12 protein-coding genes are annotated in these 13,421 nt (G+C 57.7%); 9 read left to right on the top strand and 3 right to left on the bottom strand.

Annotated features, from left to right (window positions below):
- Positions 1 to 37: 37 nt before the first annotated feature.
- The gene (locus ACTIE1_RS15235; protein WP_439563108.1) at positions 38 to 658 is read right to left on the bottom strand and encodes an SH3 domain-containing protein; all 621 of its coding nucleotides are present in this window, start codon (positions 656 to 658) and stop codon (positions 38 to 40) included.
- 43 nt (positions 659 to 701) lie between these two features.
- Complete coding sequence (locus ACTIE1_RS15230; RefSeq protein WP_439563109.1) at positions 702 to 1,178, bottom strand: Lrp/AsnC family transcriptional regulator; 477 nt, start codon at positions 1,176 to 1,178, stop codon at positions 702 to 704.
- 208 nt (positions 1,179 to 1,386) lie between these two features.
- On the opposite strand from ACTIE1_RS15230, the gene ACTIE1_RS15225 reads away from it, so the two are divergent.
- The 3 genes from ACTIE1_RS15225 (at position 1,387) to ACTIE1_RS15215 (ending at position 5,059) form a co-directional block, all read left to right on the top strand.
- Entirely contained in the window at positions 1,387 to 2,193 is an 807-nt protein-coding gene (locus ACTIE1_RS15225; RefSeq protein WP_439563110.1) for a ferredoxin--NADP reductase, read from the top strand.
- Positions 2,194 to 2,387: 194 nt separating this feature from the next.
- Positions 2,388 to 3,884: an ATP-binding protein gene (locus ACTIE1_RS15220; RefSeq protein ID WP_439563111.1), complete on the top strand. Its 1,497-nt coding sequence runs from the start codon at positions 2,388 to 2,390 to the stop codon at positions 3,882 to 3,884.
- 197 nt (positions 3,885 to 4,081) lie between these two features.
- Positions 4,082 to 5,059 (top strand): aldo/keto reductase, encoded by a 978-nt coding sequence (locus tag ACTIE1_RS15215; protein ID WP_439563112.1) that lies wholly within the window; start codon positions 4,082 to 4,084, stop codon positions 5,057 to 5,059.
- On the opposite strand, the gene ACTIE1_RS15210 is transcribed toward ACTIE1_RS15215, so the two are convergent.
- Positions 5,036 to 5,938 (bottom strand): GntR family transcriptional regulator, encoded by a 903-nt coding sequence (locus ACTIE1_RS15210; protein WP_439563113.1) that lies wholly within the window; start codon positions 5,936 to 5,938, stop codon positions 5,036 to 5,038. The two genes, ACTIE1_RS15215 and ACTIE1_RS15210, sit on opposite strands and share 24 nt — an antisense overlap.
- Before the next feature lie 113 nt (positions 5,939 to 6,051).
- On the opposite strand from ACTIE1_RS15210, the gene ACTIE1_RS15205 reads away from it, so the two are divergent.
- The 6 genes from ACTIE1_RS15205 to ACTIE1_RS15180 form a co-directional block, all read left to right on the top strand.
- Positions 6,052 to 7,077 carry an ABC transporter permease gene (locus ACTIE1_RS15205; RefSeq protein WP_439563114.1) on the top strand — a complete coding sequence of 342 codons (1,026 nt, stop codon included), beginning with the start codon at positions 6,052 to 6,054 and terminating at the stop codon, positions 7,075 to 7,077.
- A gap of 35 nt (positions 7,078 to 7,112) precedes the next feature.
- A complete protein-coding gene (locus ACTIE1_RS15200) occupies positions 7,113 to 8,051 on the top strand; it encodes an ABC transporter substrate-binding protein (protein WP_439563115.1) in 939 nt (312 codons plus the stop codon).
- A gap of 78 nt (positions 8,052 to 8,129) precedes the next feature.
- Entirely contained in the window at positions 8,130 to 8,906 is a 777-nt protein-coding gene (locus ACTIE1_RS15195) for an ATP-binding cassette domain-containing protein (protein WP_439563116.1), read from the top strand.
- Positions 8,903 to 9,913 (top strand): zinc-binding alcohol dehydrogenase family protein, encoded by a 1,011-nt coding sequence (locus tag ACTIE1_RS15190; protein WP_439563117.1) that lies wholly within the window; start codon positions 8,903 to 8,905, stop codon positions 9,911 to 9,913. The genes ACTIE1_RS15195 and ACTIE1_RS15190 overlap by 4 nt, the downstream gene beginning before the upstream one ends.
- Positions 9,914 to 9,960: 47 nt before the next feature.
- Positions 9,961 to 11,427: a UxaA family hydrolase gene (locus ACTIE1_RS15185; RefSeq protein ID WP_439563124.1), complete on the top strand. Its 1,467-nt coding sequence runs from the start codon at positions 9,961 to 9,963 to the stop codon at positions 11,425 to 11,427.
- Positions 11,428 to 11,654: 227 nt separating this feature from the next.
- Positions 11,655 to 13,421, top strand: a 1,767-nt coding sequence (locus ACTIE1_RS15180; RefSeq protein WP_439563474.1) for a CAP domain-containing protein, incomplete at its 3' end; no start/stop codon positions are given.

Raw genomic sequence — 13,421 nt, 5'->3', positions numbered from 1 at the left:
GACAGTTGATGCGTGTTCAGGTCTTGCGCCGCTTTTGCTACCGTGCCCCCAAGCTGCAACAACCGCTTAGCATCGGCGCCGATGGACCTGTCATCAGCGATATCGACAGGCCGAAGGCAAGATCACTCATGCCGTCATTGCAGGCGGCGGGATAGATGAACGCAGTCGCAGGCCCATCCGGACCTGTCAGGCGGACCATGCGCCGGAAATCCTGCGCAATGCCGCTGTCCTGTGCTATGTCGATTTCCAGCTCTGCAGCAGGGTCGTTCAGGCTGTCGAAATGCCAGACACCGCGATCACTGTGAAGGGACCAGAAGGGCTCTGTCCCATAGCAGGACAACCCGACGGGCATATTGAAATGATCGATATGGACACCTTGCCCCTGCATATAGCGCATGGACACCCAGCCGGTGCTTTCGTTGCTGTTGACCATACCCCAGCGTTGGGTCGAGTTCAGCATGATAACCTCTATGCCGGTGGCGTCAGGGGCAAGGGTTCCGATGATATCGCTGCTGGCAGACGGTTCCTGCCGGATGTTCAGCACGTCATCGGGCGACACATCCACCACATCAAATAACTGCGGGTATTCCTGCGCAGACAGTGCGCCCGCCGCTGCAAATGCGGCTGATATCATAACGGTTTGCAAGAACCTGAGCATGTTTCACCCTTATGTTGTTTCCAGTTGGCACCACCCGCCATAGTTACGCGGTATCATCGTCCAGCGGCAGGATTGTCGTTGCCTTGATTTCTTCCATCGACAGCAATGCGGTCACGTTGTGAATGCTGACTTCTGAAATCAGCGCCTGATAAAACCGGTCATAGGCGCGCGCATTGGGAACGCGCACCTTCAGGATATAGTCGATATCGCCTGCAAGGCGATGGGCTTCCATCACTTCGGGCCTTGCACGGACTGCGTGCAGGAACCGCTTTTGCCAGTCTGCCTCATGGGCCGCAGTGCGCACCAGCACGAAGAAGCAGGCCTCCAGTCCCAGGGCTTCGGGGTCCAGAAGTACGGTCTGGCGCGCAATCACACCTGCGGCACGCAATTTGCGCACGCGATTCCATACCGGCGTCTTGCTGGAACCGACTTTGCGCGCAATTTCGTCCAGCGACTGGCTTGCATCGTCCTGAAGTTCGCGCAGGATGCGCCTGTCCAGATCGTCCAGACTGTGTTGCATTGGTCAAATTTCTCCATATTTGGAAAAAAGGGGGGACAGTTTCCCGATTTTTTATTTTCATATCCTATGAAATGGAAATATCTTCTGCAACAGGTTATGTGCTGCGGCAATATGAACCGGTTGATGTTGATCCGTATCAAGGTTTAGCTTCAACGCAATGGTTATGTCACGCATGGCAAGCCCGACCGCAGACAGGAAAGAGTTCCGGATGGACCAAATCGCACCCGCAGCAAAAGCGACCCCGACCTTGCCCGACGCGCAGACAGTCACCAGTGTGACGCATTACACCGACCGTCTGTTTGCATTCAGATGCACCCGTCCGCTGAGTCTGCGGTTCCGGTCAGGCGAATTTGTGATGATCGGGTTGCTGGGGGGCAATGGCAAACCCTTGCTGCGCGCCTACTCCATCGCGTCCCCGTCCTGGGACGAGGAGTTGGAGTTTTATTCGATCAAGGTGCCGGATGGGCCGCTGACGTCGCGCTTGCAGCATATCCAGCCGGGTGACCAGATTATCCTGCGCCCCAAACCTGTGGGCACATTGGTGCTTGATGCGTTGCTGCCGGGCAAGCGGCTGTGGATGCTGGCAACAGGCACAGGCATCGCGCCCTTCGCATCCTTGCTGCGCGACCCTGAAACATGGGAAAAATACGAACAGGTGATCGTCATGCACACCTGCCGCGAACAGGCGGAACTGGCCTATGGCCGCGCCCTGATTGAAGCCTTGCCTGACGATCCGCTGATTGGGGAACTTGTGGGGGACAAGCTGCTATATTACCCCGCAACTACCCGCGAAGACGGGCAATATACCGGCCGCGTGACCGATAACCTGTCATCGGGCAAGGTGTTTGAAGATCTTGAAATCGCCCCGCTTGACCCGACAATCGACCGCGCAATGGTCTGCGGGTCACTGGCCTTCAACCTTGATATCAAAAAAGTTCTGGAAGATGCCGGATTGACCGAAGGGGCAAACAGCGCGCCCGCCCAATATGTGGTGGAAAAGGCGTTTGTCGACTAGGGGGTGCGCATCCCTAGTGATAAATCCCCGCGAAACCGGTCAGTTTTCCGCCTGAAAACTGCAAATTGAATTGAAGTGGTTGATCGATTGACAAGAATAGGCAATCGTCTGTGCAGTGGCGTGTCGCTGTCAGTTGGATTTGTCGTGATTGGCGGTGCCTTGGTCCATAAATAGCGTATTAGAACGGGCGAAGCATGGGGACTTTCGGCGGATTTCCAAGGCGTGTGCGTTCGTTGGTCGCATCGCTGCTGGAATATGCAGAGCAAAGCAACCCGTGGTATTTCAACACTGCAATGATCCTTGCGATTGTTGCAATCAGCGCTGCGCTTATGGCCGCGCTTTGGAACGGGTTTTCCAGCTGGCTGTCATGGGACATGGAACCGGCGATGGTCCGGTTTGCAACGATCACGGCAGCAATCGTGGCATTTGTGGTGGCCACACCCGCCGTATTGTTCGGGTATTTCCTTGTCGAACGCATCCTGTCCGTCAAGTCGGATTTGCGCCGCGCCCTGATAGCCGCAGATGTGGCCAATCGCGCCAAAACCGAATTTCTTGCAAATATGAGTCATGAAATCCGCACGCCGCTAAACGGTGTTCTGGGCATGGCCCAAGTGTTGGAGGCGTCCGACCTGACGCGCGAGCAGCGCGCGGCCCTGAACATGATCGGCGAATCCGGCGAGTTGCTGATGGGAATTATTGCCGATGTGCTTGATCTTGCAAAGATCGAGGTAGGCGAGGTGTCGCTGGACCCTGTGGCGCAGCCGCTTGTGAAACCGCTGGAAGATATTGTGGAATTGTTTCGCCCGCGCGCCACGGAAAACGGGACAGAACTGCAGTTTTCTGTGTCAGGGGATATGCCGGAACAGGCAAGATTTGATTCTGTCAGGGTCCGGCAATGTCTGGCCAATCTGGTGTCGAATGCGGTGAAATTCACATCCGGCGGACAGATCACCGTGGTGTTGCGCGCCACATCGGCGGGGGCTGGCTGGGTCATATCGGCCACGGTCACTGACAATGGCCCCGGCATCAGTGAAGATGTGCAAAAACGGCTGTTCAAACCCTTCGAGCAGGCCGACGCCGCCACCACACGCAGTTATGGCGGCACAGGGCTGGGGCTGGCCATTTCGCGCAGGCTGGCGCGGCTTATGGGCGGGGATATTACGCTGACATCTGCCCCTGGACAGGGATCAAGTTTCGTTCTGACATTCGCGGTTGAACGCGTCACCGGTGGCGCGCAAAAGGCTGTTGCGGCGCATACTGATCTGGCGGGGCTGGGAAAGCCGTTGGAAGGGCGCCATATTCTGGTTGTGGATGACAGCCGCATTAATCGCCATGTCGTGCTTGGATTGCTCAAGCCTCTTGGGCCAAGCTGTTTGCAGGCAGAAAATGGTGCTGTGGCGCTTGAAATTCTGGCGGATACCGCAGTTGACCTTATTTTGCTTGATATGCAGATGCCGGTTCTGGACGGGCCGCAAACCTTGCAGGCATTGCGGCAGCTTGACGGACCAATCTCGGGGGTTCCTGTCATTGCGCTGACTGCAAATGTCATGAACGGTCGCAAGGCCGATTATGTCGCGCGGGGATTTCAGGGTTTCCTTAGCAAGCCGCTGAATCGCGAAGACCTTTTTGCAGAATTGCAGGCCGTTACCGGATGGAAGATCGGGGCAGGGGGGCCGCCTGCCATGCGCTGATCGGGCTAGCACATGGCACCACAAGGCAAGGCCCCGCCGCATTTGTGCGCGCGCCTCTTGTGTTCTAAATAATAATAAACATAATGCGGCAAAGTCTGCCATGTGATCGGGCGCGCCATATCCAGTGCCGTGTGGCTGGCGGGCGTGATGGCAGGCATATGGAAAAGCGCATCCGCGCAGCCGAAAGGGGAAATGGCATGAGGACCACAAAGATCGGGCAAACGGCCGCGACAGTAACCGATATTTCATTCGGCTGTGCCAGCATCGGTAACCTGTATCGTGAAATTCCGGACGCTGTGGCGCAAGACGTCCTGCAGGAAGCCTGGGACAGTGGCATCCGGTATTTCGATACTGCCCCGCATTATGGTCGTGGCCTTTCGGAACAGCGCCTTGGCCGGTTTTTGCAGGGGCGGGACGGGTTTACCCTGTCCACCAAGGTTGGCCGTGTGCTGCGGCCCGCCGCCGCCCCCATTTCCGAGGCCGACAGCTATGTGAACCCTGCGCAGAATGACGTGCACTACGACTATTCCGGTGACGGGATCGAGGAGAGTCTGGAGCAAAGCCTGAAGCGGCTGGGCGTTGGCCGCATCAATATCCTTTATGTTCATGATCTGGGAACCTATACACATGGGGCTGCGAACCCTGCGCATATGGATGCGTTTCTTGGGTCAGGATATGAGCGCCTTGTCCGCTTGAAGGAAGCGGGGCGCATCGACGCATTCGGGCTTGGGGTCAATGAATGCGATGTTTGCTTGCAGGTCACGGATCATGGGCCGGTTGATGTCATTCTGCTGGCAGGTCGGCTGACATTGCTGGATCGCAGCGCCGAGGTTGAGCTTGTGCCCCGCTGTCGCGCTGCGGGCACAAGTCTGGTGCTGGGGGGGGTATTCAATTCGGGTATTCTGGCGACAGGGCCTGTGGAGGGGGCGACCTATGATTATGGCCCCGCCCCGCAACAGGTTCTGGACCGTGTTGCAGCGCTGCAAGATCTGGCGCAGTCTGCGGGGGTTCCACTGGCCAGTCTGGCGCTTCATTTTGCGCGCCAGCACCCTGCCGCAAGTTCCGTGTTGCTGGGAACGGCGAAACCAGCGACATTGCGTCGGAATCTACAGGCCCTTCAGCAGGATCTGCCCCCAAAGGCGAAGGATGCCCTAGCCAAGGTCATGATGGCGTAGCGACGATAGCAGCGTTGATTTTGATGTTTGCAGGTGTTTGCGTGCGGCATCTGTGGCGCGTTGCAGGTCGCGGGCCTCAATCGCATCGATGATTGCCAGATGCTCATTGATGGCTGCGAGGTTGCGTTCCTTTTCATGCGTCTTGTCCCACATGTAATGATAGTGGAATATCAGAGAGATGACTTTCTGGAACTCGGCAATGAAGCGATTGCGCACAACTGAATTCAACGCTTCGTGAAACGCCTCGTCCAGTTTTGAGAATTCGTGGAAATCGGTCTCGATCTGGGCACTAAGGTCCAGATGCGCAATGCGCAGGGCGGCCAGTCGCTGCCAGATCGGGTGGTCAACCGGCGCGTCAACCGCTTTGGACACGGCATCCAGTTCCAGAACAAGCCGGAAGTCCGACAACTCGACCGCGAAATCCTTGGTGAACCCGCGCAGCATCCAGCCGCCTTGCGGGCGGCGGGCAACCAGCCCGAACCGGCTGAGGCCGGCCAGAAATTCCTTCAGGTCATGCTGTGCCACTTCGAAATTGCGCGCAAGTTCGGCAATGGAAAGCGGCGTTCCCGCAGGCACGTCAAAACGCAAAACCCAGTCCAGAAAGCGTTGTTCAAGGTGTTCGCGCCCATCGGCGCTGTCGGGCAAGGCGATCCTGTCTTCGGCAACGGGGGCGCGCAATAGGTGCTTTTCGCGGCCATTCCATGCAATCAGTTCCAGTTCCGCCATGCGCGACAGGCAGCGCCGCACCACAGTCCGGCTAACGCCTGTCATGCTGCACAGGGCGGTTTCTGATGGTAGTTCCGTACCCTGCGCATGGGTGGCGCAATAATCAAGCAGCCGGTTATAGGCTTCGCGGTAGCGTGTATCCCTGCGGGCCATGGCGTTTTCCTGATATCGTTTGTATTTGTCCTAAATTATTAAAAACATTTGACAGGCGCAAGTGCCGTGTTCATGGTATTTAATAATTTAGTGCAGACGATCGAGGGGGGATGATGGCGGATGCAAGCAAGCCGTGGCTGGACGCGGGTGACTGGAAACTGATAATCGCGCGTGACCGGCTGCATCGGGCTTCTGCATTGCTGACGCTGGTGTTGCTGGTTATCGGGTTCTCGATTGCCAGCGCGTCCTTCTTCTCGGTGAATAATGGTCTGACGATCCTGCTGCAAACCTCGGTCATCGGGCTTCTGGGGATCGGGCTGACGCTGGTTATCATTACAGGTGGCATCGATCTGTCCGTGGGGTCCGTGCTTGCCTTGTCGGGCGTTATTTCAGGGCTTGCCGTCAAAATGGGTGTGCCGGTTGTGCCAGCGATGTGCGCGGGCGTGTTGATGGGTGCGGCCTGCGGGGCGTTTAACGGTTTTGTCATTACCAAAATGCGCATTCCGCCATTCGTGGCGACACTGGGCATGATGCTGATTGCCCGTGGTGCTGCCTTGCAACTGACTGGCGCGGCGCCGGTTTCGCGTCTGGGCGAGGCCTTCGGGCGGCTTGGCAACGGGGCCTTGTTTCGCATTGTCGAAATGCAGCCGAACGGGTTCCCGCGCGTGGTTTTTCCCGGCATCCCGTATCCTGCAATCCTGCTTTTGGTTGTGGCGATTGCCGCTGCATATATTTTGCGCCGTCGCCAGATCGGGCGGCATATCTATGCCACCGGATCCAATGAAGAAGCCGCGCGGTTGTCGGGCGTGAATGTCGACTGGACAAAAATGTATGCCTACACAATGTCCGGTGCGCTGGCGGGGCTGGCGGGCAACGTGCTGATGTCGCGCCTTGTGACGGCCCAACCCAGCGAAGGTGTCATGTATGAACTGGACGCAATCGCGGCGGCGGTGATTGGCGGCGCGTCCCTGTCCGGTGGGGTGGGCACGATTGCGGGCACCATGATTGGTGCGTTCATTATCGGAATTCTGCGCAATGGTCTGAACATGTCCGGTGTTTCCGCGTTCATCCAGCAGATTGTCATCGGGTTTGTGGTCATCGGCGCAGTCTGGATCGATCAGATCCGAAACAGGCGCTGACGTGCCTGGCTTTTATCAACGGAGGAGGAAGTAAAATGAAAATGCTGAAAACAGGTCTGGCCGCATCGGTCATTGCTTTGGCCGCAGGGACGGTCCACGCAGGTGAAATTGCGGTAATTGTGAAAACCACAAACTCCAATTTCTGGCAAAACGTGAATGCCGGTGCACAATCGGCAATCGAGGGGCAATCCGAATACACGCTTACCTTCGATGGGCCTGCATCTGAAAGTGCGATTGGCGATCAGGTCAATATGGTCGAGAACGCAATCAACCGCGGCGTTGCAGGCATGGTTCTTGCCCCGTCGGACCCCGATGCGCTGGTGCCCGCTGTTCGCCGCGCCTTCGAGAGTGGCATTCCGGTTGTCATCATCGACAGCGCCCTTGATGAAAGCGCCGAGGGCAGCTTTCAGGCGTTTCTGTCCACGGATAATTGTGCAGCAGGCGAACAGGTCGCACAACGCATGATCGAGGAGGCAGGAACCACCGGCAAGGTCGGCATCATGTCCTATGTTGCAGGTGTCGGGTCTGAAATTGGCCGCGTTGGCTGCTTTTCCGACTATTTGCGCGAAAATTCCGAGTTGGAGATCGTTGGCCCGCTATATTCCCAAAGCCAGATGGCCAATGCCTTGAACCAGACAACCGATATGCTGGCATCAAACCCCGATCTGGTGGGCATATTCGGCGCGAACGAGCCGACCGCCGTGGGCATGGGCCGCGCGATCATTCAGGCCGGCAAGGTGGGCGAACTTGTTGCGCTTGGCTTTGACGGGAACGAAGATTTGCAGGAATTTGTCCGCGACGGCGTGCTGACTGCGACCGCCGTGCAGGGGTCCTTCGCCATGGGTGAATTGGGCGTTCAGGCGGTCATGGATATTCTGGCGGGTGAAGCGGTGGAAAGTTTCATCAACACCGGCGTTGTCATGGTCGACAAGGACAATGTCGACACGGACGAGGCGCAGAACGTCCTGTACTAACCTGCACTCGGGGGCCGTGATGCGGCCCCCGTCCACCCCTTCAAATCACTGCCGATACACAAGATACAGGACACATCCATGTCACAACAGCCCTTGGTCGAAATGATTGATATTGAAAAACATTTTGGTGGTGTGCGTGCGGTCGACAAGGTCACGGTCAATTTGTTCCCGGGCGAGGTGGTGGGACTTCTGGGGCATAACGGGGCGGGGAAATCCTGCCTTATGCGCATTCTGTCGGGCGCGATGGTGCCCAGCAGTGGTGAAATTCATGTGAACGGCACCCCTGTGCAATTTGGCGAACCCAATGACGCCCGCGCTCACGGGATTGAAACAATTTACCAGACACTGGCCCTGGCCGATCATCTGGACGCGCCCAGCAATCTGTTTCTGGGGCGGGAATTGAAAACCCGCTTTGGCAATCTGGATGATGCCCGAATGCTGCGTGCCGCCCGCGAGGTTCTGGCGCGCCTGAACCCGAATTTCAAGAACTTGCGCGATCCCGTTTCCAGCCTGTCCGGCGGGCAACGTCAGGTGATCGCCATCGCAAGGGCCATCTATTTTGATACGAAAGTCCTGATCATGGATGAACCGACCGCAGCGCTTGGCCCGTCGGAAACTGCCATGGTGGCCGATCTTATCCGCCAGCTGCGCGCCGAAGGCATTGGCATTTTCCTTGTCAGCCATGACATACATGACGTGTTCGATCTGTGCGACAGGGTCGTCGTGATGAACAAGGGCCGCGTGGTGGGCGCGCACGGGATTGATGATGTCAGCAAGGATGATGTCCTTAGCCTGATCGTGAAGGGCGAGTTGCCTGCCGATTGGGCCGCGCGCAATCTGGAAATGTCACAATGAGGGGCGAGGCCGAACAGATGATGGCGTGCGGTGTGTGTATCAAGCCCGGCCAGTTTCGTGTCATGTCGCGCCCGCAGCCCGTCACGGCCCCCGAAGGCTGGGTGCTGGTAGACATTGCAGCAATCGGGATTTGCGGCACAGATTACCATATCTTCGAAGGCAAGCATCCGTTTCTGGAATATCCAAGGGTGATCGGGCATGAATTGTCGGGCCATATCGCCAGTGGTCCCGACAAGGGGCAGCTGGTGGTGGTGAACCCCTATATCTCGTGCGGGACTTGTCGCGCGTGCCAGCGTGGCAAACCGAATTGCTGTGGTAGCATACAGGTTCTGGGCGTGCACCGCGATGGCGGTATGTGCGCACGCATCGCAGTGCCTGCGGGAAATCTGTATCCCGCGCAGGGATTAAGCGCAGCGCAGGCCGCCATGGTCGAGTTTCTGGCCATCGGCGCCCATGCAGTTGCACGGTCCGGTGTGGGCAAGGGCGATCTTGTATTGGTAACCGGTGCTGGCCCGATCGGTCTGGGCACTGCCCTGTTTGCGCGGCTGGCAGGGGCGGATGTCCATATTCTTGATATCAGTGCCAAACGGCTGGGTCTGGCGCGAACCCTGTGCGGATTTGAAAAACTGTACCAGCCGCAAGATGATATTCTGACCGGTGATCTGGCCGAAGGGTTTGACACGGTATTCGATGCGACAGGCAACCGTGACGCCATAGAAGCGGGGTTTCCACTTCTGGCGCATGGGGGAAGCACAGTGCTGGTCAGCGTCGTCAAGGACGATATCCGGTTTTCGGATGCGGAATTTCACAAACGAGAGGCCCGCATCATCGGCAGCCGCAATGCCCTGCGCGAAGATTTCGAGCGTGTCATGGCGGCAATCAGGCGTGGTGATGTACCGACAGATGCGTTAGTGTCGGACGTCGTGGCGCTTGGGGATCTGCCTGCGCGTTTTCCGTCATTGGTTCACGACCGCGATGATATTGTTAAGATTCTGGTGACCCCGTGACAGACAAACTTCAGGCCGCATTGCATTTGCATACACGCGACAACATCATGGTCGCGCTGCGTCCGCTGGGCGCGGGCACGGAAATCGCGTCTGGCGTGTGCGTGTCCGAGCAGATACCCTCTGGCCATAAGGTTGCGATCCGCGCCATTGCAGCAGGCGAGGCGGTGTTGAAATACGGACAGGTGATCGGGGTTGCCAGCCAAGCGATTGCGGCAGGAATGCATGTGCATGTCCACAACCTTGGTATGGGCGCGCATAAGCAGGATTACGGCTTTGGCAGTGCGCTGACCGCCTTGCCCGATATGGCGGAAGTGGCGGAATTCCGGGGCTTCCACCGTCCCTCAGGGCGGGTTGGCACGCGGAATTATCTGGGCATTCTGACATCTGTGAACTGCGCCGGCTCTGTCGCGCAGTTCATTGCTGAAGAATGTGAACGGCAGGGCTGGCTGCGCGATTTTCCCAATGTTGACGGCATCGTTCCCATTGTCCATGGCACCGGCTGCGGCATGTCCGGCAAGGGCGAAGGGTATGACACGCTGTTCCGCACAATAGCGGGATATGGCCATAACCCGAATTTCGGCGCCATCCTGATGGTGGGCCTTGGATGCGAGGTTATGCAGATCCCCGACCTGATCGACCGCAAGGCGCTGAAGGACAGCGCGCGCTTTCGCTATATGACGATCCAGCAGACCGGCGGCACGCGCGCGACTGTTGACAAGGGCGTCGCCATTCTGCGTGATCTCGCTGCCGAGGCGAACAAGGCCGTCCGACAGCCCGCAACTGCCGCGAAGCTGGTGCTTGGCATGCAATGCGGCGGGTCTGACGGGTATTCGGGCATTACGGCCAATCCCGCGCTGGGCGTGGCGTCAGATTTGCTAGTGCAGCAGGGCGGCACGTCCATTTTGTCCGAGACATCAGAAATCTATGGGGCCGAGCATTTGTTGACCCGCCGCGCCGATGAACCGACAGGACGCAAACTGATCGACCTTATTACTTGGTGGGAAGATTATACCGCCCGCAATTTCGGGGAAATGGACAACAACCCGTCACCGGGCAACAAGCGCGGCGGGCTGACCACGATCCTTGAAAAAAGCCTTGGCGCGGTCGCAAAGGGCGGCACCGCGCCCCTGTCGGCGGTGTATAAATATGGCGAAGCCATTGACCGCGCAGGTTTTGTGTTCATGGACAGCCCCGGTTATGACCCGTGTTCGGTGACGGGGCAAATCGCGTCTGGTGCGAACCTGATCGCGTTTACCACAGGGCGCGGCAGCGTGTCCGGATACCAGCCTGTGCCCTGCATCAAAATCGCATCCAACCCCGACCTTTGGCGGCGTATGGAACCTGATATGGATGTGGATTGCGGTGAAATCCTGTCGGGTGTCAGTTTGCAGGACAAGGGCAGGCAGATATTTGACATGATGCTGCGCGTCGCATCCGGCGATGAAACCAAAAGCGAGGCGCAGGGCTTCGGTGCGGTTGAATTTGTGCCGTGGCAGATTGGCGCGGTGATGTAGAGCGCACGCAGGTGCAACCGGCACGCGATTGACCGGCTGACGCACCTGTGCGCCTGATCTGTGCCGCGATCGTATGATTTTCCGGTTTACATGTGCATTTTGCGACACTGTCGGTCGTGTTATCATGCGTGCATGAAATTGCCGCCAAATCCAGCCTGACCCCAAATCGCCTCTTTACCGGAAGATTGATTTCCGGCTAATATTTGCGAATTGGAGTATTTTTTATTATGAATAGTTTTACTGATCTGGATCAGCTGTTTCTTGAATATGTAAACCGTGCCCGTCTGGACCCTCAACGCGAGGTTGACCGACTGCTTGCGGATGCGGGCGTGACAAACGGCAGTTTGCGCGCATCACTTGAAGATCTTGGCATCATTGGACTGAACCGCGGGCTACCCTCTGACACCGTTTCAGGGATTGCACTTCAAGCGCTGGCCCCTGACGCATTGCTGCGCGATGCCGCGCTGGGGCATTCGGACTGGATGCTGGATGCCAATATCTTCAGTCATACGGGGCAGGGCGGGTCCAGCATAGAGGCGCGTATAAACGCATCCGGCTACACCCTGACAGATCAGAACGGATTTGCCATAACGCCCCCCACCGCCTGGGGTGAAAACCTGTCATGGCAGGGCGTGTATCCGCATGCTATCGACATGGAAGCCGCCGTCATCAACCACGCGGCGGGGCTGTTCAACAGTGACGGGCACCGGCGCAATATTCTGACCGAATGGTTCCGTGAAACCGGCGTTGCGCAGGTTGAAGGTGTGTTCACCCATAGCGGCACGGACTGGAATGCGTCCATGCTGACGCAGAAATTCGCGCTGTCTGGGTCAGAGGTGTTTCTGACAGGTGTGGTGTATTCGGACACGGACGAGGACGGCTTTTATTCACTGGGCGAAGGGGAAAGCGGCGTTTCCATCGCGGCCAGTGGCACCAGCACCCTGTCGGCCAATGCGGGGGGCTATGCGCTGGCACTTGGCGCGGCACCGGATGTGCATGTCACCCTGACATGGGGCGCCATTTCCATCGGCGCGCAAGTCGATCTGTCCGTGGGCAATGTGAAGCTGGATCTGGTCGCAGGATCGGACGACTCGTTGCGTTTGCTGTCCTCGGGCAACCTGATCCTTGGCGCGGGCGCCGAGGCGGCGCAACTTCTGGGCGCCGCTGACCTGAGCTTGCAGGCAAACGATGGCGGCAACCTGTTGCTGGGCAATTATGGCGACAACACAATCACCGGCGGCGCGGGCAACGATACGCTTGAAGGCGGGGCAGGCAATGACACGCTTGACGGCGGCGGCGGGGTCAATACCGCGCGGTTTTCGGGCAATCTGGCTGATTACGACATTATAACAGACGCTGGGACAGGCATTACCACTGTTACCGATCTGCGGGGGGGCGGAACGGCCCTGAACCCGCATGATGGTGTCAATACGCTTCAGAATATTCATTTCATAGAATTCGCCGATCAGGTTTTAGAACTGACAGCCCCCGGCGACACTGGCGGAGTTACAGATATGAGCATGTTCACCATTACCGGCTTCGGGTTTTCCTTCGATGAAAATGCCGGTCAGGTCACCACGATCACTGGTCCCGCGACTCTGGCGCTAAGTTTTGCCGAAGCGGCGCCGATACTGAGCTACACGCAGATCACCAAATTTAATCCGGACGGCACCGTGGATGAGGGTGCGCTGCCGGATGTCGATTTTTCGGGCGCAGAACCTTTGCTTTTATCGGTCAACGGCGCCATTTTCCCTGACGGCTTTGATACGTCGATCGGGCGCCTGATCTGGACAGAAGACGGTAGCCCGCGCGCGACTGATGTTCTGAGCATTTATGCCTCGGACAGCGAGCAGTATCTTTTTGTCGTTGGTGGTGACCCGTTGCCGGGTGCGATGACGCCTGGCATCCTGAACAGCATTATTATCGAGGCGATGGGTAACGGCATCAGCCTGCCCGATTCCGGTTCAACCTTCCCGCCAGATGCCCCGATTGCA

This window comes from Roseinatronobacter sp. (assembly GCF_051859525.1).
Lineage (GTDB): Bacteria > Pseudomonadota > Alphaproteobacteria > Rhodobacterales > Rhodobacteraceae > Roseinatronobacter.
The sequence above is the reverse complement of the archived record's forward strand: the minus strand, read 5'-3'. Positions and strand labels throughout refer to the sequence as shown.